Annotated in this window: 29 protein-coding genes; 1 reads left to right on the plus strand and 28 read right to left on the minus strand. The window is 69.8% G+C overall.

The features are described 5' to 3' along the window. Window positions 1-2 precede the first annotated feature (2 nt). Entirely contained in the window at window positions 3-413 is a 411-nt protein-coding gene (locus ACVW07_RS06255; protein ID WP_456818408.1) for a DUF4345 domain-containing protein, read from the plus strand. Between the two features lie 25 nt (window positions 414-438). On the opposite strand, the gene ACVW07_RS06260 is transcribed toward ACVW07_RS06255, so the two are convergent. From ACVW07_RS06260 to rplB, 28 genes are all read right to left on the minus strand, one after another. Then, window positions 439-1,197, minus strand: a complete 759-nt coding sequence (locus ACVW07_RS06260; RefSeq protein WP_456818409.1) for an alpha/beta fold hydrolase — start codon at window positions 1,195-1,197, stop codon at window positions 439-441. A gap of 316 nt (window positions 1,198-1,513) precedes the next feature. Beyond that, window positions 1,514-2,071 (minus strand): 50S ribosomal protein L17, encoded by a 558-nt coding sequence (rplQ, locus tag ACVW07_RS06265; protein ID WP_456818410.1) that lies wholly within the window; start codon window positions 2,069-2,071, stop codon window positions 1,514-1,516. A 72-nt stretch (window positions 2,072-2,143) separates the two neighbouring features. Further along, the gene (locus ACVW07_RS06270; RefSeq protein WP_456818411.1) at window positions 2,144-3,154 is read right to left on the minus strand and encodes a DNA-directed RNA polymerase subunit alpha; all 1,011 of its coding nucleotides are present in this window, start codon (window positions 3,152-3,154) and stop codon (window positions 2,144-2,146) included. A gap of 154 nt (window positions 3,155-3,308) precedes the next feature. Beyond that, window positions 3,309-3,710 carry a 30S ribosomal protein S11 gene (gene rpsK, locus ACVW07_RS06275; protein ID WP_456818412.1) on the minus strand — a complete coding sequence of 134 codons (402 nt, stop codon included), beginning with the start codon at window positions 3,708-3,710 and terminating at the stop codon, window positions 3,309-3,311. Window positions 3,711-3,797: 87 nt separating this feature from the next. Further along, a complete protein-coding gene (gene rpsM / locus ACVW07_RS06280) occupies window positions 3,798-4,178 on the minus strand; it encodes a 30S ribosomal protein S13 (RefSeq protein ID WP_456818413.1) in 381 nt (126 codons plus the stop codon). A 222-nt stretch (window positions 4,179-4,400) separates the two neighbouring features. Beyond that, window positions 4,401-4,514 (minus strand): 50S ribosomal protein L36, encoded by a 114-nt coding sequence (gene rpmJ, locus ACVW07_RS06285; RefSeq protein WP_013117849.1) that lies wholly within the window; start codon window positions 4,512-4,514, stop codon window positions 4,401-4,403. A 67-nt stretch (window positions 4,515-4,581) separates the two neighbouring features. Then, window positions 4,582-4,803: a translation initiation factor IF-1 gene (gene infA, locus ACVW07_RS06290; protein WP_013770189.1), complete on the minus strand. Its 222-nt coding sequence runs from the start codon at window positions 4,801-4,803 to the stop codon at window positions 4,582-4,584. Window positions 4,804-5,105: 302 nt separating this feature from the next. Then, window positions 5,106-6,236: an LPXTG cell wall anchor domain-containing protein gene (locus ACVW07_RS06295; protein ID WP_456818414.1), complete on the minus strand. Its 1,131-nt coding sequence runs from the start codon at window positions 6,234-6,236 to the stop codon at window positions 5,106-5,108. A gap of 260 nt (window positions 6,237-6,496) precedes the next feature. Further along, window positions 6,497-7,339 carry a type I methionyl aminopeptidase gene (map, locus tag ACVW07_RS06300; protein ID WP_456821038.1) on the minus strand — a complete coding sequence of 281 codons (843 nt, stop codon included), beginning with the start codon at window positions 7,337-7,339 and terminating at the stop codon, window positions 6,497-6,499. A 19-nt stretch (window positions 7,340-7,358) separates the two neighbouring features. Continuing rightward, on the minus strand, window positions 7,359-7,937 hold the full coding sequence (locus ACVW07_RS06305) for an adenylate kinase (protein ID WP_456818415.1): 579 nt from the start codon (window positions 7,935-7,937) through the stop codon (window positions 7,359-7,361). Further along, window positions 7,934-9,229 carry a preprotein translocase subunit SecY gene (secY, locus tag ACVW07_RS06310; protein ID WP_456818416.1) on the minus strand — a complete coding sequence of 432 codons (1,296 nt, stop codon included), beginning with the start codon at window positions 9,227-9,229 and terminating at the stop codon, window positions 7,934-7,936. Before secY ends, ACVW07_RS06305 begins: the two co-directional genes overlap by 4 nt. Before the next feature lie 163 nt (window positions 9,230-9,392). Next, the gene (gene rplO, locus ACVW07_RS06315) at window positions 9,393-10,148 is read right to left on the minus strand and encodes a 50S ribosomal protein L15 (RefSeq protein WP_456818417.1); all 756 of its coding nucleotides are present in this window, start codon (window positions 10,146-10,148) and stop codon (window positions 9,393-9,395) included. A gap of 2 nt (window positions 10,149-10,150) precedes the next feature. Further along, window positions 10,151-10,333 carry a 50S ribosomal protein L30 gene (gene rpmD / locus ACVW07_RS06320; protein WP_048342543.1) on the minus strand — a complete coding sequence of 61 codons (183 nt, stop codon included), beginning with the start codon at window positions 10,331-10,333 and terminating at the stop codon, window positions 10,151-10,153. Further along, window positions 10,333-10,992 (minus strand): 30S ribosomal protein S5, encoded by a 660-nt coding sequence (rpsE, locus tag ACVW07_RS06325; protein WP_456818418.1) that lies wholly within the window; start codon window positions 10,990-10,992, stop codon window positions 10,333-10,335. The genes rpmD and rpsE overlap by 1 nt, the downstream gene beginning before the upstream one ends. A 40-nt stretch (window positions 10,993-11,032) precedes the next feature. Then, window positions 11,033-11,404, minus strand: coding sequence for a 50S ribosomal protein L18 (rplR, locus tag ACVW07_RS06330; protein ID WP_456818419.1), 372 nt, complete (start codon window positions 11,402-11,404; stop codon window positions 11,033-11,035). 2 nt (window positions 11,405-11,406) lie between these two features. Next, window positions 11,407-11,946, minus strand: coding sequence for a 50S ribosomal protein L6 (rplF, locus tag ACVW07_RS06335; RefSeq protein WP_456818420.1), 540 nt, complete (start codon window positions 11,944-11,946; stop codon window positions 11,407-11,409). A gap of 24 nt (window positions 11,947-11,970) precedes the next feature. Continuing rightward, window positions 11,971-12,369 (minus strand): 30S ribosomal protein S8, encoded by a 399-nt coding sequence (gene rpsH, locus ACVW07_RS06340; protein ID WP_456818421.1) that lies wholly within the window; start codon window positions 12,367-12,369, stop codon window positions 11,971-11,973. A gap of 85 nt (window positions 12,370-12,454) precedes the next feature. Next, window positions 12,455-12,640, minus strand: a complete 186-nt coding sequence (locus ACVW07_RS06345; RefSeq protein WP_028045055.1) for a type Z 30S ribosomal protein S14 — start codon at window positions 12,638-12,640, stop codon at window positions 12,455-12,457. A gap of 1 nt (window position 12,641) precedes the next feature. Further along, the gene (gene rplE / locus ACVW07_RS06350) at window positions 12,642-13,208 is read right to left on the minus strand and encodes a 50S ribosomal protein L5 (RefSeq protein ID WP_291883717.1); all 567 of its coding nucleotides are present in this window, start codon (window positions 13,206-13,208) and stop codon (window positions 12,642-12,644) included. Further along, a complete protein-coding gene (gene rplX, locus ACVW07_RS06355) occupies window positions 13,208-13,549 on the minus strand; it encodes a 50S ribosomal protein L24 (RefSeq protein WP_456818422.1) in 342 nt (113 codons plus the stop codon). Before rplX ends, rplE begins: the two co-directional genes overlap by 1 nt. Window positions 13,550-13,551: 2 nt before the next feature. Next, window positions 13,552-13,920 carry a 50S ribosomal protein L14 gene (gene rplN / locus ACVW07_RS06360; RefSeq protein ID WP_456818423.1) on the minus strand — a complete coding sequence of 123 codons (369 nt, stop codon included), beginning with the start codon at window positions 13,918-13,920 and terminating at the stop codon, window positions 13,552-13,554. 138 nt (window positions 13,921-14,058) lie between these two features. Next, window positions 14,059-14,352 carry a 30S ribosomal protein S17 gene (gene rpsQ / locus ACVW07_RS06365; protein WP_456818424.1) on the minus strand — a complete coding sequence of 98 codons (294 nt, stop codon included), beginning with the start codon at window positions 14,350-14,352 and terminating at the stop codon, window positions 14,059-14,061. A gap of 8 nt (window positions 14,353-14,360) precedes the next feature. After that, complete coding sequence (rpmC, locus tag ACVW07_RS06370; protein ID WP_239069710.1) at window positions 14,361-14,600, minus strand: 50S ribosomal protein L29; 240 nt, start codon at window positions 14,598-14,600, stop codon at window positions 14,361-14,363. Continuing rightward, on the minus strand, window positions 14,600-15,016 hold the full coding sequence (rplP, locus tag ACVW07_RS06375; protein ID WP_013770172.1) for a 50S ribosomal protein L16: 417 nt from the start codon (window positions 15,014-15,016) through the stop codon (window positions 14,600-14,602). Before rplP ends, rpmC begins: the two co-directional genes overlap by 1 nt. A gap of 3 nt (window positions 15,017-15,019) precedes the next feature. After that, entirely contained in the window at window positions 15,020-15,862 is an 843-nt protein-coding gene (rpsC, locus tag ACVW07_RS06380; RefSeq protein WP_456818425.1) for a 30S ribosomal protein S3, read from the minus strand. Beyond that, on the minus strand, window positions 15,862-16,233 hold the full coding sequence (gene rplV, locus ACVW07_RS06385; RefSeq protein ID WP_456818426.1) for a 50S ribosomal protein L22: 372 nt from the start codon (window positions 16,231-16,233) through the stop codon (window positions 15,862-15,864). Before rplV ends, rpsC begins: the two co-directional genes overlap by 1 nt. A gap of 55 nt (window positions 16,234-16,288) precedes the next feature. Next, complete coding sequence (rpsS, locus tag ACVW07_RS06390; protein WP_456818427.1) at window positions 16,289-16,570, minus strand: 30S ribosomal protein S19; 282 nt, start codon at window positions 16,568-16,570, stop codon at window positions 16,289-16,291. 12 nt (window positions 16,571-16,582) lie between these two features. Continuing rightward, window positions 16,583-17,422 carry a 50S ribosomal protein L2 gene (gene rplB / locus ACVW07_RS06395; RefSeq protein WP_456818428.1) on the minus strand — a complete coding sequence of 280 codons (840 nt, stop codon included), beginning with the start codon at window positions 17,420-17,422 and terminating at the stop codon, window positions 16,583-16,585. Between the last annotated feature and the right edge of the window lie 3 nt (window positions 17,423-17,425).

Here is a 17,425-nt window from a genome sequence, read left to right on the forward strand (position 1 = left end):
CGGTGGCGCGACGTGACGACCTCGGCACGCGCGCCACCCTGGTGACCGCCGGTCTTGTCGCCGTCGTCGTCGGGGCCGCCGGGCTCCTGGCGCCCGAGGCCCTCCGGGCGGCCACCGGCGGCGCACAGGTCACCGACGTGGCCGTGCTCAGCGACCTGCGTGGCGCGACGGCGAGCGTGCTCGCCGCCGGGCTGTTCCTGCTGCTCGCGCTCGCCCGGCCACGCCTCGCGAGTGCAGCCCTGCTCGTCGGGGGCGGGGCCTACCTGTCCTACGCCTGCGGGCGCACGGTCGGCCTTCTCCTCGACGGCTGGCCCGGCACGAACGTGCTCGTCGCCGGCGCGGTCGAGCTCGCACTCGGCGCCCTGTGCGTCGGGACGTGGCTGCGGACCCGCCACCCCCGCGGCTCGTCCTGACCCGACGTCGGGCGGCGCCCGCACGTCACCCGCGCGCCCCACGGCGCGCGGGTGACGTCCCCGCGTCCGCGTCCTCGCGGGTCGCGAGCTCGTCGAGCACCTCCAGCAGGACCCGGTTGAACCGGTCCGGGGCCACGAGGTTCACGAGGTGGGTCGCGTGCGGCACGACCACCAGCCGCCCGTCGCGCGCGGCCCGAAGGAACGTGCGCTCCTCACCCCGGAAGTGGTCGTAGCGGCCGTTGACCAACCACACGGGTGCGCCCACCCGGGCCAGGTCGGCGACCGGCGACACCGTCTCCATCTCGCGCATGACGTCGCCCGTCACCTGCAGCGCGAAGCCCCCGTCGGCCAGGTCGCGGGCCGCGACCGGAGGGACGGTGCGGGCCACCATGAACCGGTTGAGCGAGGCCCCCTCGTCCGGCAGCCGCGCGATGAACCGGCCCGCGAGCGCCCAGCCGGACAGCACCGCACGCCGCGGCTGCGTGCAGCACGACGCCGCGACCAGACCCACCACCTGGTCCGGCCTCCGGGCGGCATGGGTGATGGCCACATAACCGCCGAGCGAGAGCCCGACGACGAGCGCCCGCCCACCGAGAGCGTCCACCGCGCGCTCCACGGTCGCCACCGACTCCGCGACGGTGAACCGTTCGTCGAGCCGCCGGCCGTGACCGGGCAGGTCGACCGCCGACGCGGGGACCCCCGCCCGATCGAGCGCCTCCAGCTGGGCACGCCACATCGTCCGGGACGCACGGAGCCCGTGCACGAGGACGACGGGAGGACGCATGGTCCGACCTTACGAGCGGGGCCACCGGTGCACGAGGCGGGGTCGGCGGCCTCGTGCCCGCGCCAGGGAGCGACCGGTCATCGACGAGGCACTACGGGCCACAGCACCCGGGCCGCACCACCAGCCCCGACCATCGGGCCGCACCACCGGGCGCACAATCGGGCCACACATCAGGCCGCACCGCCACCGCGCACCACGGCACGACCAGGCCGGGCCACCGGGCCGGGCCACCGGACCTCCGGACGGCGTCGCCCTGTCGACGAACGAAGGCCCGGACCCTCAGCGGGTCCAGGCCTCCGGTCGAGCAGATGCTGGGTCAGGCCTTCTGGGCGTCGCCCTCAGCGGCCTCGTCGGTCGTCGCGTCCTCGGCGGCGGCGTCGGCGGGCGTCTCGTCGGCGGCGACCTCGGTCGGCTCCTCCTCGACGGCGGCCGGAGCCTCGGGCTCAGCCTTCGCCTTCGGGGCAGCCTTGGCGGTGGCCTTCGTGGCCTCCTTGACGACGGCCTGCTTGGGCGAGAGCGGCTCGAGGACGAGCTCGATCACGGCCATGGGGGCGTTGTCGCCCTTGCGCGGGCCGATCTTGGTGATGCGCGTGTAGCCACCCTGACGGTCGGCCACGGCCGGCGCGATCTCGGTGAACAGCTCGTGCACGACACCCTTGTCCTTGACGACGGTCAGGACGCGACGGCGGGCGTGCAGGTCACCGCGCTTGGCGAACGTGATGAGGCGCTCGGCGAGCGGGCGGAGGCGCTTGGCCTTCGCCTCGGTCGTCGTGATCCGCTTGTGCTCGAACAGCGACGTCGCGAGGTTCGCGAGGATCAGCCGCTCGTGCGCCGGTCCGCCACCGAGCCGGGGACCCTTGGTGGGCGTAGGCATGGTCTTTGCTCCTTGAGTTCCAGTGATGGGCTACCGACGGACCGGTGCGACCGGCCCGTGGTCTCCCCGGCGTCAGTACTGCTCGTCCTCGACGAAGTCGCCCTCGTCGTCGCCGTAGTAGGCGCTGGCGGTCGGGTCGAAGTCGAGCGGGCTGTCCTTGAGGGTCAGGCCGAGCTCGGCGAGCTTCTCCTTGACCTCCGTGATGGACTTCGCACCGAAGTTGCGGATGTCCAGGAGGTCGGCCTCGCTGCGCGCGACGAGCTCGCCCACCGAGTGGATGCCCTCACGCTTGAGGCAGTTGTAGGAACGGATCGTCAGCTGCAGGTCCTCGATCGGCAGCGCCAGGTCCGCGGCGAGTGCCGCGTCCGTCGGCGACGGCCCGATCTCGATGCCCTCGGCCTCGACGTTGAGCTCACGAGCCAGACCGAACAGCTCGACGAGCGTCTTGCCGGCGGACGCGAGCGCGTCGCGCGGGCTGATCGCCGCCTTGGTCTCGACGTCGACGACGAGCTTGTCGAAGTCCGTGCGCTGCTCGACACGCGTCGCCTCGACCTTGTAGGTCACCTTGAGGACGGGCGAGTAGATCGAGTCGACCGGGATGCGGCCGATCTCCGTGTCGAACGACTTGTTCTGGTTGGCCGACACGTAGCCACGGCCACGCTCGACGGTCAGCTCGATCTCGAGCTTGCCCTTGTCGTTGAGCGTCGCCAGGTGCAGGTCGGAGTTGTGCACCTCGACACCGGCCGGCGGCACGATGTCGGCAGCGGTGACCACACCCGAGCCCTGCTTGCGCAGGTACATCACGACCGGCTCGTCGTTCTCCGAGGAGACGACGAGCTGCTTGATGTTGAGGATGATCTCGGTGACGTCCTCCTTGACGCCCGGCACGGTGGAGAACTCGTGCAGCACGCCGTCGATCCGGATGGACGTGACGGCGGCACCGGGGATGGAGGACAGCAGCGTCCGGCGGAGCGAGTTGCCGAGCGTGTAGCCGAAGCCCGGCTCCAGCGGCTCGATGGAGAACCGCGAACGGTTCTCCGAGATGACCTCTTCGGTCAGGGTGGGGCGCTGTGCGATCAGCACGGTGTGATTCCTCTCAGCGGGCGTCCGCCATATGACGCTCCGCAGGTACTACGAGCTGGCATGCCTCGGTCCGCATGGCCAGCGAAGTCGGACGAGCGGTGCCAGAGCCGGCGCGTGTCTGTCGACGACGCGCCGGCCCCGGCCGAGCCGAGGGTCAGACGCGGCGGCGCTTGGGCGGACGGCAGCCGTTGTGGGCCTGCGGCGTCACGTCCTGGATCGAGCCGACCTCGAGACCGGTCGCCTGCAGCGAGCGGATCGCCGTCTCACGACCCGAGCCCGGGCCCTTGACGAAGACGTCGACCTTGCGCATGCCGTGCTCCTGCGCACGACGCGCGGCCGCCTCAGCGGCGAGCTGCGCGGCGAACGGGGTCGACTTGCGCGAGCCCTTGAAGCCCACCTGGCCGGACGACGCCCAGGCGATCACGGCGCCGGACGGGTCGGTGATGGAGACGATGGTGTTGTTGAACGTGCTCTTGATGTGCGCCTGGCCGTGGGAGACGTTCTTCTTCTCCTTGCGGCGCGGCTTGCGCACGGCGGAACGGGACTTGGGAGGCATCTGCTTCTTCTCTCGTGATCTACAGGTCGCTGAACCGGCACCCCGGGGCCGACCGCGCGCGGCGCGTCATGGTCCCGGAGGGACGGGCTACTTGCGCCCGGCCTTCTTCTTGCCGGCCACGGTGCGCTTCGGGCCCTTGCGGGTACGCGCGTTGGTCTTCGTGCGCTGACCGCGCACGGGAAGGCCACGGCGGTGGCGCAGGCCCTCGTAGCAACCGATCTCGACCTTGCGGCGGATGTCCGCAGCGACCTCACGCCGAAGGTCACCCTCGAGCTTGTAGCTGCCCTCGAGGTGGTCACGGAGCGCGACGAGCTCGGCGTCGCCGAGGTCCTTCACGCGGATGTCGCCACTGATCCCGGTGGCGGCGAGGGTCTTCAGCGCGCGCGTGCGGCCGACCCCGTAGATGTAGGTGAGCGCGATCTCGAGCCGCTTCTCGCGGGGGAGGTCGACGCCGATAAGACGTGCCATGTGCCTGGTGGCTCCTGTACTGCGTCGGAGGTCTGCCGCACCGCCTTCCCGCGTGCTGCGGGCCCCGGCCTCCGACCAGGGGTTCGCCGGTGGGCCGGGCTCTGCCCGGCACCGACCGGAGTGGCGGTGCGCTTGCCGGTCCCGTACGGGACCGTGATGCCGAGCTGCCGCGGACGGCAGCCGATGGTGCGTTCTGCGGGACCTGCGCCCCGCGTCAGGGCATCAGCCCTGGCGCTGCTTGTGACGCAGGTTCTCGCAGATCACCTGGACGCGACCGTGCCGGCGGATCACCTTGCACTTGTCGCAGATCTTCTTGACGCTGGGCTTGACCTTCATCGCGTGTTCCTCCGCCGCCGCATGAGCCTCCGGGGACCGGCGGCGTGGCGGCGTGTTCGAGTGGTGATTACTTGTAGCGGTAGACGATCCGGCCGCGGGACAGGTCGTATGGGCTCAGCTCCACGACCACGCGGTCCTCGGGGAGGATCCGGATGTAGTGCTGACGCATCTTGCCCGAGATATGGGCGAGCACCTTGTGGCCGTTGGTGAGCTCCACGCGGAACATCGCGTTCGGCAGAGCCTCCACGACGCTGCCCTCGATCTCGATGACACCGTCCTTCTTCGCCATGTCCTCCGCTAACTGTCGGTCTCATTGATCAACCCACGTCGGCCGGCCCTCGACCCCGCATGGTGCGACGCCCAGGTTCAGCTCTTGTGGAGAGTGGGTGCGACCAGACCAGCCCGAGAAGGCGGCCAGACAAACGGGCGCACACACCCAACGGACGATCTTACGGCATCGCCCCCGCAGGACGAAACCGGCAGGTCGGTGGCCGTCGTCTCGTCAGATCACACCCCCCGCCCGTCGAGGGCGGGCACGAGGGGGCCCCGGTGCAGCTGGTGCACCGGGGCCCTCTCAGGTCAGACCCGTGCTCAGACGTCCCCGCCCGCACCGTTGGTGCGACCGCGGCGCCGCAGGACGACCAGCCCGGCGCCACCCATCAGCAGCACGATCGCCGCGACGAGCGGGGCCACCACCGACGAACCGGTGGTCGCCAGCGTGGAGCCGTTCGCCGCCAGCACCTCCGACACGAACCCGGGCGACGCGCTCGGCGCGGGCCGCTGGGTCGCGTCAGGCGCCGGCATGACCTCGCTCGTCGGGGTGACCGACGGCTTCGGGGTCGGCGTCGCGCTGGGGGTCGGTGTCACGGTCGGCGTGGAGGTCACCGTCGGCGTCGCCTTCGGTGTGGGGACCGGAGTCACCGTCGGCGACGGCGTGGGCGTCACCGTCGGCGTGGGCGTCACCGTCGGCGTCACCGTCGGGGTCGGTGTCACCTTCGGGGTGGGCGTCACCGTCGGGGTCGGCGTCGGTGTCACCTTCGGGGTCGGCGTCGGCGTCACCTTCGGGGTCGGCGTCGGCGTCACCTTCGGCGTCGGCGTCACCTTCGGGGTCGGCGTCACCTTCGGGGTCGGCGTCACCTTCGGGGTCGGCGTCACCTTGGGCGTGGGCACTGTGGTCGGCGGCGGCACGGCGCCGCACGCAGGCAGGGTGCCGACGAACTTCTCGAGGCTCCAGTGCTGCGCCGCGAAGATCGGCGGCCAGCCGATCACTGCGTTCGGGTAGCTCGGCGCCGGCGAGTCGGTGAACAGCGTCTCGTCGCCGTAGGCCTGGTCCTCCTGGACGCCCCAGCCGGGTCCGCACACGGTCACGGGCACGGCGGCGCGGATCTCGGCGAGGGTCAGGGGGCGGTACTCGGCACCCGGCCACGTCGCCACGAGGTACTGCTGGGTCGAGTTCTCCCAGGAGGCCTCCCGCGACGCGTCTCGCTTGAGGTAGACGTAGGCGGCCGTGACCTTCCCGGGCGACGACGCGGGGGGCGCGGGCTCGGCCGGGGCGGAGTGCCCCGGGCGCTCTCCGGGGCGCGAACCGCCGGTCGCCTGCGCGGCTCCGGCGCTCGCCGTCAGAGCCAGGGCAGCGACGACCGTGGCAACCGCCAGAGGGCTGAACGTGCGGGCGGCGCGGGCCGCTCGGGACGAGGACTCGGGACGAACGCTGCGCTGCATGGGCCACCCATCGTCGATACCAGGCAGACGCGACGGGGGGCGCGCCTGCGGGCCCCCTCGGGCGCGCAGCAACACGCCGCGCACCTCTGGGGTCGGCAGGGACCTGAGGCTCTGCCGCGCCGCACACTATCGGACATATGCGACGGAGCAGGCGCGTTTGCGCAGATGGGCGTGATTGATTCGAAATCTGGACGAATGTTCACCTGAACAGCGGATCGGACGAATCGGACGGGGGTCCGCCATCCGCCCGCACCACGAGCTCACGCGAGCGGTGCGACCTCGACGCCGAGCTCCGCGAGGGCCGAGGCGCCGCCGTCCACGGCCGTGAGCACCCAGATCCCGTCCTCCAGCACAGCGACCGTGTGCTCCCAGTGGCACGCACGGGACCCGTCCTCGGTGACGACGGTCCACTCGTCCTCGAGCACCTCGGTCATCCGCGAGCCGCGTACCACCATGGGCTCGACGGCGACGCACAGACCGGGACGGACCCGGGGGCCGCGGTCCCGCGTGCGGTAGTTCAGGACGTCCGGCGGCTGGTGCATCGAGGTCCCGATGCCGTGGCCCACGTACTCCTGCACGACGCCGTACCGCCGGCCCTCGTTGAGGCCGGCTGCGAGTGCGGCGTCCACGACGTCCTCGACGGCCTCCCCCACCGCACCGAGACGGTCGTTCCGAGCGAGTGCGGCAATGCCGGCCCACATCGCCCGCTCCGTGGTCGCGACGAGGGCCACGTCCTCGGGGTCGGCGTCCCCGACGAGCACCGTGATCGCCGAGTCGCCGTGCCACCCGTCCACGATCGCGCCGCAGTCGATGGAGACGACGTCGCCCTCCTCGAGCACCCGCGAGCCGGGGATGCCGTGCACGATCTCGTCGTTGACGGAAACGCACAGCGTGGCCGGGTATCCGTCGTAGTTCAGGAAGGACGGCGTGGCGCCGGACTCCGCGATCACCCGTGCAGCGACCGCGTCGAGGTCGGCCGTCGTGGTGCCGACGACGACGTGCTCACGCACCGCCGCCAAGGCGTCCGCGACGACCAGGCCCGCCCGCCGCATGACGGCCACCTGGTCCGGCGTCTTGTACTCGATGCGCTCCCGGCCGAACATCTCGGTCACCCGACCGCGCTCAGCGCGCGAAGGACCCGATCGCGGAGAGCAGCCGCTCGGTCACGTCGTCGACGTCACCGATCCCGTCGACCTGCGCCAGCAGGCCTCGGTCGGCATACAGGTGCGAGATGGGAGCGGTCTGCTCGGCGTACACGTCGAGCCGGTGCCGGACCACGTCCTCGGTGTCGTCCTCGCGACCCTCGATCTGCGCCCGCTTGAGCAGCCGCTCGACCACGACCTCCGGGTCGGCCGTGATCTCGACGGCTAGGTCCAGAGCACGACCCTGGTCCGCGAGGATCGCGTCGAGCTCCTCGACCTGGGCCGCGTTGCGCGGGTACCCGTCGAGGAGGAAGCCCTCCGCCACGTCGTCCTGCGCGAGCCGGTCACGCACCATCGCGTTGGTCACCGAGTCCGGGACGAGCGCGCCGCGGGCCGAGTACTCCTGCGCAGTACGGCCGAGCTCCGTCCCGCCCTTAATGTTGGCGCGGAAGATGTCGCCCGTCGAGATCGCCGGCACGCCCAGCTCGTCCGCCAGTCGCGCCGCCTGCGTCCCCTTGCCGGCTCCCGGAGGACCGAGCAGGACCAGACGTGCGCTCATCGGAGGAACCCTTCGTAGTGCCGCTGCTGCAGCTGCGACTCGATCTGCTTGACGGTCTCCAGGCCGACGCCGACCACGATGAGGATCGACGAGCCACCGAACGGGATCTTGGTGCCGACGTCGAGCACGATGAAGGCGAGCGTCGGGATCAGGGCCACGATCGCGAGGTAGATGGAGCCCGGGGCGGTGATACGCGTGATGACGTAGTCGAGGTACTCGGCGGTCGGTCGGCCGGCGCGGATGCCGGGGATGAACCCGCCGTACTTCTTCATGTTGTCGGCGACCTCGTCCGGGTTGAACGTGATGGCCGTGTAGAAGTAGCAGAAGAAGATGATCAGGACGACGTAGAGGACGAGGTGCAGCGGCGCGCTCTGCTGCGCGAGGTACCGGCTGACCCACTGCACCCACGCTGCGGTCGGGTCGCCGAACTGCGCGATGAGCCCCGGGATGGCGAGCAGCGACGAGGCGAAGATGATCGGGATGACGCCGGCCATGTTGATCTTGATCGGGATGTACGTGCTGGAGCCGCCGTACATGCGCCGGCCGACCATCCGCTTCGCGTACTGCACCGGGATCCGGCGCTGGGACTGCTCGACGAACACGACCAGCGCGATCACGAGCACGATCACGGCCAGGACCACGACGAACTTCGACGCACCGTTGTCGCCACCGGCGATCGACCACAGGGCAGTCGGGAAGCTCGCCGCGATCGAGGTGAAGATCAGCAGCGACATGCCGTTGCCGACACCGCGCTCGGTGATCAGCTCACCGAGCCACATGATGAGGCCCGTGCCCGCGGTCATGGTGATGACCATGATCAGCAGCGTGACCCAGTTGTCGTTGGGGATCACGGGGACGGTGCAGTCGCTGAACAGCTGCCCGCTGCGCGCGACCGTGATGATCGTCGTCGACTGCAGGACGGCGAGGCCGATGGTCAGGTACCGCGTGTACTGCGTGAGCTTCGCGGTGCCGGACTGACCCTCTCTGTGGAGCTCCTCGAACCGAGGGATCACCACGCGGAGCAGCTGGACGATGATGCTCGCCGTGATGTACGGCATGATCCCGAGCGCGAAGACCGAGAGCTGCAGCAGCGCGCCGCCGCTGAACAGGTTCACCAGTCCGAGCAGGTCGTTGCCCTTGGCCGCCTCGATGCAGGTCTGCACGTTGGGGTAGGACACACCGGGCGTCGGCAGGAACGAACCGATGCGGAACACGACCATGATGCCGATCGTGAAGAGCAGCTTGCGCCGCAGGTCGGGCGTCCTGAAAGCCCTGACGAATGCGCTGAGCACCTGGTCCTCCTGGGCCGCCTGAGCGGCATCTCGTACGACCGGTCCGTTCCGGCCGTGAACGCCCGCGAATCATTGCAGGCAACGGGGCACCCTAACCGATGTCCCCAGCATGCGGAACGGGACCGGTGGGAGCGCTGTCGGCCCCACCGGCCCCGTCCGGGAATCAGTCCTGCGCGACGCTTCCGCCGGCAGCCACGATCTTCTCCTTCGCGGACGCCGAATAGGCGTCGACCGCGACCGAGACCTTGACCGTGAGATCGCCGGTGCCGAGCACCTTGACGGGCTGGCCCTTGCGGACCGCACCCTTCGCGACCAGGTCGGAGACCGTCACGTCTCCCCCGTCCGGGTACAGCGCCGAGAGCTTGTCCAGGTTGACGACCTGGTACTCGACGCGGAACGGGTTCTTGAAGCCGCGGAGCTTGGGCAGCCGCATGTGCAGCGGCATCTGCCCACCCTCGAAGCGGTCCGGCACCTGATAGCGCGCCTTGGTGCCCTTGGTGCCACGACCGGCCGTCTTGCCCTTCGACGCCTCGCCACGACCCACGCGGGTCTTGGCGGTCTTGGCGCCGGGGGCCGGACGCAGGTGGTGCACCTTGAGCGTGCCACCAGCGCCGGGCACGGCAGCGGCCTCGGCCGCCTTGACGGCAGCCTCGGACCTCGCCGGGGCGGCCTTCTTCGCGGGAGCCGCCTTGGCCTTCGCCGGCGCGGCCTTCGTCTCGGCCTTGGCCGCCTTGGGAGCAGCCTTCTCCGCCTTGGGAGCAGCCTTCTCCGACGCCGCAGCCTTGGCCTTGGTCGTCTTCGGGGCGGCCTCCGTGGCCTCGGCCTTCTTCGCTGCCGCCTTCTTCGGAGCCGTCTTGGCGGCGGCCTCGGGGGCCGTCACCTCCTCGGCCGTCGCGTCGGCCTTCTTGTCGTCAGCCATGGTCACTCGACCTCCTCGACCGCGACCAGGTGCTGCACCGTCTTGACCATGCCGCGGATCTCAGGGCGGTCCTCCTTGACGACGACGTCGCCGATCCGCTTCAGGCCGAGGGTGCGCAGCGTGTCGCGCTGGTTCTGCTTGCCACCGATGCCGGAACGCTTCTGCGTCACCTTGAGACGAGCCATCAGGCACCTGCCTTCGTGCCCGCCGCGGCGGCGAGGCCGGCAGCCTGCGCCCGCAGGAGCGCAGCCGGGACCACGTGCTCGACCGGGAGCCCACGGCGCGCGGCCACGGCCTCCGGACGCTCGAGGCCGCGGAGGGCCGCGACCGTGGCGTGGACGATGTTGATCGCGTTGGACGAACCGAGCGACTTGCTCAGCACGTCGTGGATGCCGGCGCACTCGAGCACGGCGCGCACCGGACCACCGGCGATCACACCCGTACCCGGCGAGGCCGGCCGCAGGAAGACGACACCGGCAGCGGCCTCACCCTGGATGGGGTGCGGGATGGTGCCCTGGATGCGGGGAACCTTGAAGAAGTTCTTCTTGGCCTCCTCGACGCCCTTGGCGATCGCCGCGGGCACCTCCTTGGCCTTCCCGTAGCCGACACCGACGGTGCCGTCGCCGTCGCCCACCACGACGAGCGCGGTGAAGCTGAAGCGGCGGCCGCCCTTGACGACCTTGGCCACGCGGTTGATCGTCACGACGCGCTCGAGGAACGCGCTCTTCTCTGCGGCGTCGCGACCGCGACCGCCGCCGTCACGGCCACGACCGCCGTCGCGGCGGTCGCCGCCTCCGGTGCCGCCCGCGGGCGCCCCGGTGTTGCTGCGCTGAGGAGCAGCCATCAGTGAGTCCTCTTCTTCGATGCGGGGATGGTCGTGGTCGTCACAGGGAGAGTCCGCCCTCGCGGGCCCCGTCGGCGACAGCTGCCACCCGGCCGTGGTACTTGTTGCCGCCGCGGTCGAACACGACGGCGGAGACGCCGGCAGCCTTGGCGCGCTCGGCGACGAGCTCGCCGACCTTGCGGGCCTTGGCCGTCTTGTCGCCGTTCGCCGAACGCAGGTCCGCCTCGAGGGTCGACGCAGACGCGAGCGTCTGGCCGATGCCGTCGTCGACGACCTGAGCCGTGATGTGCCGGGCGGACCGGGTCACGACGAGGCGGGGACGAGCGGCCGAACCGGCGACCTTCTTGCGAAGGCGCACGTGACGGCGCTGACGGGCGATGCGCTTGCCCTTGCCGATGATCTTGAGAGCCATGGTTACTTACCGGCCTTTCCGACCTTGCGGCGCACGTTCTCGCCCGCGTACCGCACGCCCTTGCCCTTGTACGGCTCCGGCTTGCGGATCTTGCGGATGTTCGCGGCGACCTCGCCGACCTGCTGCTTGTCGATGCCCTGCACCGAGAAGCGCGTCGGGGCCTCCACGACGAACGTGATGCCCTCGGGCGGCGTGACGACGACCGGGTGGCTGAAGCCCAGGGCGAACTCGAGGTCCGAACCCTTGGCCGTCACGCGGTAACCGGTGCCGACGATCTCGAGCTTCTTGATGTAGCCCTCCGTCACGCCCGTGACGAGGTTCGCCAGGAGCGTGCGGGTGAGGCCGTGCAGCGAGCGCGACAGGCGCTCGTCGTTCGGGCGGGTGACCACGAGGGCACCGGCCTCGTCACGCGCGACCTCGATGGGTGCGGCGACCGTGTGCTGGAGAGCGCCCTTCGGGCCCTTCACGTACACCACGGCACCGTCGATGCTGACGTCCACGCCGGCCGGGACCGGGACGGGGATTCTGCCGATTCGAGACATGGCTTGCTCCTTTCCGTCTCGGACTTACCAGACGTAGGCGAGGACTTCCCCACCCACGCCCTTCTTGGCGGCCTGCTTGTCGGTCAGGAGGCCGGAGGACGTGGACAGGATCGCCACGCCGAGGCCGCCGAGCACCTTGGGCAGGTTGGTCGACTTCGCGTACACGCGCAGGCCCGGCTTGGACACGCGCTTCACACCGGCGAGCGCACGCTCACGGTTGGGGCCGTACTTGAGCTCGATGATGAGGTTCTTGCCGACGACGGCGTCCTCGACCTTCCAGCCCACGATGTAGCCCTCCGCCTGGAGGATCTCCGCGATGTGGGACTTCAGCTTCGAGAACGGGATCGACACAGAGTCGTGGTGCGCCGAGTTCGCGTTGCGCAGCCGCGTCAGCAGGTCTGCGATGGGGTCAGTCATGGTCATGGGGCTTCAGCCCTTCCTCGCCGGGGTATCTGCGCCGCCCACCGGGGCGGGCGACGCAGACCTACCGACGTTCGTCCTGCTTGGTTTACCAGCTGCTCTTGGTGACGCCGGGGAGCTCGCCACGGTGGGCCATCTCCCGCACGCAGATCCGGCACAGGCCGAACTTGCGGTACACCGAGTGGGGCCGGCCGCAACGCTGGCAGCGCGTGTAGCCACGCACCGCGAACTTCGGCTTCGCAGCGGCCTTGTTCTTGAGGGCGGTCTTCGCCATGTCAGTTCTCCTTGAACGGGAAGCCGAGGAGCTTGAGGAAAGCGCGACCCTCGTCGTCGGTGTCGGCCGTCGTCACGATCGTGATGTCCATGCCGCGGACCCGATCGATCTTGTCCTGGTCGATCTCGTGGAACATGGACTGCTCCGTGAGACCGAACGTGTAGTTGCCGTGGCCGTCGAACTGCTTGGGCGACAGTCCGCGGAAGTCACGGATACGCGGCAGCGCGGTCGACAGCAGGCGGTCCAGGAACTCCCAGGCACGGTCGCCGCGCAGCGTCACGTGGGCGCCGATCGGCATGCCCTCGCGCAGCTTGAACTGGGCGATCGACTTGCGGGCCTTGGTGACCTGCGGCTTCTGGCCCGTGATCTGGGTCAGATCGCGGATCGCGCCGTCGATGAGCTTGGAGTCCTTGGCGGCCTCGCCCACACCCATGTTCACGACGATCTTCACCAGACGCGCGGTCTGGTTGATGTTCGCGTGGCTGAACTGCTCGAACAGGGCCGGCTTGATCTCGTCGTTGTAACGAGCCTTGAGCCGGGGCTGCGCCGGAGCGGTGATCTCGGTCATCAGATGTCCTTACCGGAGCGCTTGGCGACGCGGACCCGGACGGTGCGGGTACGGCCGTCACGCTCGACCTGCTCGCTGCGGTAGCCGACCCGGGTGCCCTTCTTGGTCTCCGGGTCCACGAGCATCACGTTGCTGATGTGGATGGGGGCCTCGACGGTCTCGATGCCGCCGGTGCGGGTGCCGCGGGCCGTCTGGCCGGCCTTCACGTGCTTCTGCACGCGCTGCACGCCCTCGACGACGACACGCTGCGTCTCGGTGAGCACCTCGAGGACGCGGCCCTGACGGCCCTTGTCGCGGCCCGAGATGACGAGGACGAGGTCGCCCTTCTTGATCTTCGCCATGGTCAGAGCACCTCCGGCGCCAGCGAGATGATCTTCATGAACTTCTTGTCGCGCAGCTCGCGGCCCACCGGGCCGAAGATGCGCGTGCCACGGGGCTCACCGTCGCCCTTGAGGATCACTGCGGCGTTCTCGTCGAACTTGATGTACGAACCGTCCGGACGGCGGCGCTCCTTGCGGGTGCGCACGATGACGGCCTTGACGACGTCGCCCTTCTTGACGTTGCCGCCAGGAATGGCGTCCTTGACGGTGGCGACGATGACGTCGCCGATGCCGGCGTACCGGCGGCCGGAGCCGCCGAGCACACGGATGCAGAGGATCTCCTTGGCACCCGTGTTGTCAGCGACACGCAGTCGCGACTCCTGCTGGATCATTGCCTACTCCTGTCGTGCGGCGGGTTCTCGTCCCCGGTGGGGCGAGCCTGGCCGTACGTAGTTGCCGTGATGCACACGTCGCGGCGGGTGTCTCCTTCGAGCGCACCCGCCGCCCGTGGGCAACTGGGGTGGTGCTGCTTACTTGGCCTTCTCGAGGACCTCGACCAGACGCCACCGCTTGGTGGCCGACAGCGGCCGCGTCTCCATGATGAGGACCAGGTCACCGATGCCCGCCGAGCTCAGCTCGTCGTGCGCCTTGACCTTGCTCGTGCGCCGGATGACCTTGCCGTAGAGCGGGTGCTTGACCCGGTCCTCGACCTCGACCACGACGGTCTTGTCCATCTTGTCGCTCACGACATAGCCGCGGCGCGTCTTGCGGTAGGGGCGGGCTTCCACCACTGCCGTGGTGCTCTCGTTCTTCTCGTCGCTCATGGTCGACCTCACTCGCTCGCGCTCGGGGCGGTACGGATGCCGAGCTCGCGCTCGCGCAGGATCGTGTAGATCCGCGCGATGTCACGGCGAACGGCCTTGAGACGCCCGTGGCTCTCGAGCTGACCGGTCGCGGACTGGAAGCGGAGGTTGAACAGCTCCTCCTTGGACTTCTTCAGCTCGGCGACCAGCTTCTCGTCGTCGAAGGTGTCCAGCTCGGTGGGAGCCAGGTCCTTGGTTCCGATAGCCATCAGTTACCACCCTCGCGAACCACGAAACGGGTCTTCATCGGGAGCTTGTGCTGCGCGCGGCGCATGGCCTCGCGAGCGAGCGGCTCCGGGACGCCGGCGAGCTCGAACATCACTCGACCCGGCTTGACGTTGGCGATCCACCACTCGGGCGAGCCCTTGCCAGAACCCATGCGGGTCTCGGCGGGCTTCTTCGTGAGGGGACGGTCCGGGTAGATGTTGATCCAGACCTTCCCACCACGCTTGATGTGGCGGGTCATGGCGATACGAGCAGCCTCGATCTGCCGGTTCGTGACGTAGGCCGGCTCGAGAGCCTGGATGCCGTACTCACCGAACGAGATCGACGTACCACCGGTCGCGGCGCCGGAGCGCCCCGGGTGGTGCTGCTTGCGGTGCTTCAGCCTGCGCGGGATCAGCACGGCTCAGGCCTCCGTTCCGGTCTCAGGGGCAGCGGCCTCAGCAGCCGGTGCCTCGGTGGCCTCGGCGGGCGCGTCCGAGCGCTCACGACGCGGGGCGCCCGCACGGGGGCCACGGTCGCCGCCACGGTCTCCACGACCGCCGCCCTCGCCACGCGGACCACGAGCCGGGCGCGGGGCCTGGGTCGCCTGGTCGCGGGCGAACTCCTTCTCGGTCATGTCGCCCTTGTAGACCCACACCTTGACGCCGATGCGGCCGAAGGTGGTGCGGGCCTCGAAGAAGCCGTAGTCGATGTTCGCGCGGAGCGTGTGCAGAGGCACGCGACCCTCGCGGTAGAACTCGGTACGGCTCATCTCCGCACCGCCGAGGCGGCCGGAGACCTGCACGCGGATGCCCTTGGCGCCGGCGCGCTGCGCCGACTGGATGCCCTTGCGCATCGCACGACGGAACGAGACACGGCTCGCCAGCTGCTCGGCGATGCCCTGGGCGACGAGCTGAGCCTCGATCTCGGCGTTCTTGACCTCGAGGATGTTCAGCTGCACCTGCTTGCCCGTGAGCTTCTCGAGCTCCCCACGGATGCGGTCGGCCTCCGCGCCACGACGCCCGATGACGATGCCCGGGCGGGCGGTGTGGATGTCGACACGGACGCGGTCGCGCGTGCGCTCGATCTCGACCTTCGCGATACCGGCGCGCTCGAGACCGGTGCTCATGAGCTTCCGGATCTGCACGTCCTCGCGGACGTAGTCGCGGTAGCGCTGACCCGGCTTCGTCGAGTCCGCGAACCAGCGCGAGCGGTGGTCGGTCGTGATGCCCAGGCGATACCCGAGCGGGTTGACCTTCTGTCCCACTATCGGGCCCGTCCCTTCGTGCTCTCACGCTCAGCGACGACCACGGTGATGTGGCTCGTCCGCTTGAGGATCTGGCTGGCACGGCCCTGCGCCCGCGGACGGAACCGCTTGAGCGTCGGGCCCTCATCGACGAAGACCTCGGAGACGTAGAGGTCCGCCTCGTCCAGGCGCTCGCTGTTGCGCTTCGCTCCCTCGACCGCGTTCGCGATCGCGGACTGCACCGTCTTGAGGACGGGCTCCGCGGCCGCCTGCGGCGCGAACTTCAGCACCGCTACGGCCTCCCCGGCCTGCTTGCCACGGATGAGGTCCACGACGCGCCGGGCCTTCTGGGGCGTGACGCGGACGAACCGCGCCTTCGCCTTGGCTTCCATTGCTGTCCTGCCTTCTGTCTCTGCCGGTGAGGGCGTCGCCTGGCTGACCCGGGGGTCAGCGGCGACGACCCTTCCGGTCGTCCTTCTCGTGGCCGCGGAACGTCCGCGTCGGAGCGAACTCGCCGAGCTTGTGCCCGACCATCGACTCCGTCACGAACACCGGGGTGTGCTTGCGTCCGTCGTGCACCGCGAACGTGTGGCCGAGGAAGTCCGGCGTGATGACCGAACGGCGCGACCACGTCTTGATGACGCTCTTCGTGCCGGCGGTGTTCTGGACGTCGACCTTCTTCTGCAGGTGACCGTCGACGAACGGGCCCTTCTTCAGGCTGCGTGGCATCTCAGGCTCCTATCAGCGCTTGTTCTTGCCGGTGCGCCGACGGCGCACGATGAGCTTGTCGCTCGGCTTGTTCGGACGACGGGTACGACCCTCAGGCTGACCCCACGGGCTGACGGGGTGACGTCCACCGGACGTCTTGCCCTCGCCACCACCGTGCGGGTGGTCGATCGGGTTCATGGCGACACCACGGACGGTCGGGCGCTTGCCCTTCCAGCGCATGCGGCCGGCCTTGCCCCAGTTGATGTTCGACTGCTCGGCGTTGCCGACCTCGCCGACCGTGGCGCGGCAGCGCAGGTCGACGTTGCGGATCTCGCCCGACGGCAGCCGGAGCTGCGCGTACGGGCCGTCCTTGGCGACGAGCTGCACCGACGACCCCGCGGAGCGGGCGATCTTCGCACCGCCACCGGGCCGGAGCTCGATGGCGTGGATGACCGTACCGGTCGGGATGTTGCGCAGCGGCAGGTTGTTGCCGGGCTTGATGTCGGCACCGGGACCGTTCTCGATGACGTCACCCTGCGACAGCTTGTTCGGCGCGATGATGTAGCGCTTCTCGCCGTCCGCGTAGTGCAGGAGCGCGATGCGCGCCGTGCGGTTGGGGTCGTACTCGATGTGAGCGACCTTGGCCGGCACGCCGTCCTTGTCGTGGCGACGGAAGTCGATGACGCGGTACGCACGCTTGTGACCGCCACCCTGGTGGCGGGTCGTCACGCGACCGGTGGAGTTGCGGCCACCCGTCTTGTGCAGCGGACGGACCAGCGACTTCTCCGGCGTGGAGCGCGTGATCTCGACGAAGTCGGCGACGCTGGAGCCTCGACGGCCCGGCGTGGTCGGCTTGTACTTACGAATACCCATGAG

The organism is Cellulomonas sp. URHB0016, assembly GCF_054057935.1.

Bases quoted from the DNA above. Each gene is read 5' to 3' on its own strand.
- ACVW07_RS06260 (WP_456818409.1), bottom strand. From the start codon at position 1,197: ATGCGTCCTCCCGTCGTCCTCGTGCACGGGCTCCGTGCGTCCCGGACG.
- rplQ (WP_456818410.1), bottom strand. From the start codon at position 2,071: ATGCCTACGCCCACCAAGGGTCCCCGGCTCGGTGGCGGACCGGCGCAC.
- rpsK (WP_456818412.1), bottom strand. From the start codon at position 3,710: ATGCCTCCCAAGTCCCGTTCCGCCGTGCGCAAGCCGCGCCGCAAGGAG.
- rpsM (WP_456818413.1), bottom strand. From the start codon at position 4,178: ATGGCACGTCTTATCGGCGTCGACCTCCCCCGCGAGAAGCGGCTCGAG.
- rpmJ (WP_013117849.1), bottom strand. From the start codon at position 4,514: ATGAAGGTCAAGCCCAGCGTCAAGAAGATCTGCGACAAGTGCAAGGTG.
- infA (WP_013770189.1), bottom strand. From the start codon at position 4,803: ATGGCGAAGAAGGACGGTGTCATCGAGATCGAGGGCAGCGTCGTGGAG.
- ACVW07_RS06295 (WP_456818414.1), bottom strand. From the start codon at position 6,236: ATGCAGCGCAGCGTTCGTCCCGAGTCCTCGTCCCGAGCGGCCCGCGCC.
- map (WP_456821038.1), bottom strand. From the start codon at position 7,339: ATGTTCGGCCGGGAGCGCATCGAGTACAAGACGCCGGACCAGGTGGCC.
- ACVW07_RS06305 (WP_456818415.1), bottom strand. From the start codon at position 7,937: ATGAGCGCACGTCTGGTCCTGCTCGGTCCTCCGGGAGCCGGCAAGGGG.
- rplO (WP_456818417.1), bottom strand. From the start codon at position 10,148: ATGGCTGACGACAAGAAGGCCGACGCGACGGCCGAGGAGGTGACGGCC.
- rpmD (WP_048342543.1), bottom strand. From the start codon at position 10,333: ATGGCTCGTCTCAAGGTGACGCAGAAGCGTTCCGGCATCGGTGGCAAG.
- rpsE (WP_456818418.1), bottom strand. From the start codon at position 10,992: ATGGCTGCTCCTCAGCGCAGCAACACCGGGGCGCCCGCGGGCGGCACC.
- rplR (WP_456818419.1), bottom strand. From the start codon at position 11,404: ATGGCTCTCAAGATCATCGGCAAGGGCAAGCGCATCGCCCGTCAGCGC.
- rplF (WP_456818420.1), bottom strand. From the start codon at position 11,946: ATGTCTCGAATCGGCAGAATCCCCGTCCCGGTCCCGGCCGGCGTGGAC.
- rpsH (WP_456818421.1), bottom strand. From the start codon at position 12,369: ATGACCATGACTGACCCCATCGCAGACCTGCTGACGCGGCTGCGCAAC.
- ACVW07_RS06345 (WP_028045055.1), bottom strand. From the start codon at position 12,640: ATGGCGAAGACCGCCCTCAAGAACAAGGCCGCTGCGAAGCCGAAGTTC.
- rplE (WP_291883717.1), bottom strand. From the start codon at position 13,208: ATGACCGAGATCACCGCTCCGGCGCAGCCCCGGCTCAAGGCTCGTTAC.
- rplX (WP_456818422.1), bottom strand. From the start codon at position 13,549: ATGGCGAAGATCAAGAAGGGCGACCTCGTCCTCGTCATCTCGGGCCGC.
- rplN (WP_456818423.1), bottom strand. From the start codon at position 13,920: ATGATCCAGCAGGAGTCGCGACTGCGTGTCGCTGACAACACGGGTGCC.
- rpsQ (WP_456818424.1), bottom strand. From the start codon at position 14,352: ATGAGCGACGAGAAGAACGAGAGCACCACGGCAGTGGTGGAAGCCCGC.
- rpmC (WP_239069710.1), bottom strand. From the start codon at position 14,600: ATGGCTATCGGAACCAAGGACCTGGCTCCCACCGAGCTGGACACCTTC.
- rplV (WP_456818426.1), bottom strand. From the start codon at position 16,233: ATGGAAGCCAAGGCGAAGGCGCGGTTCGTCCGCGTCACGCCCCAGAAG.
- rpsS (WP_456818427.1), bottom strand. From the start codon at position 16,570: ATGCCACGCAGCCTGAAGAAGGGCCCGTTCGTCGACGGTCACCTGCAG.
- rplB (WP_456818428.1), bottom strand. From the start codon at position 17,422: ATGGGTATTCGTAAGTACAAGCCGACCACGCCGGGCCGTCGAGGCTCC.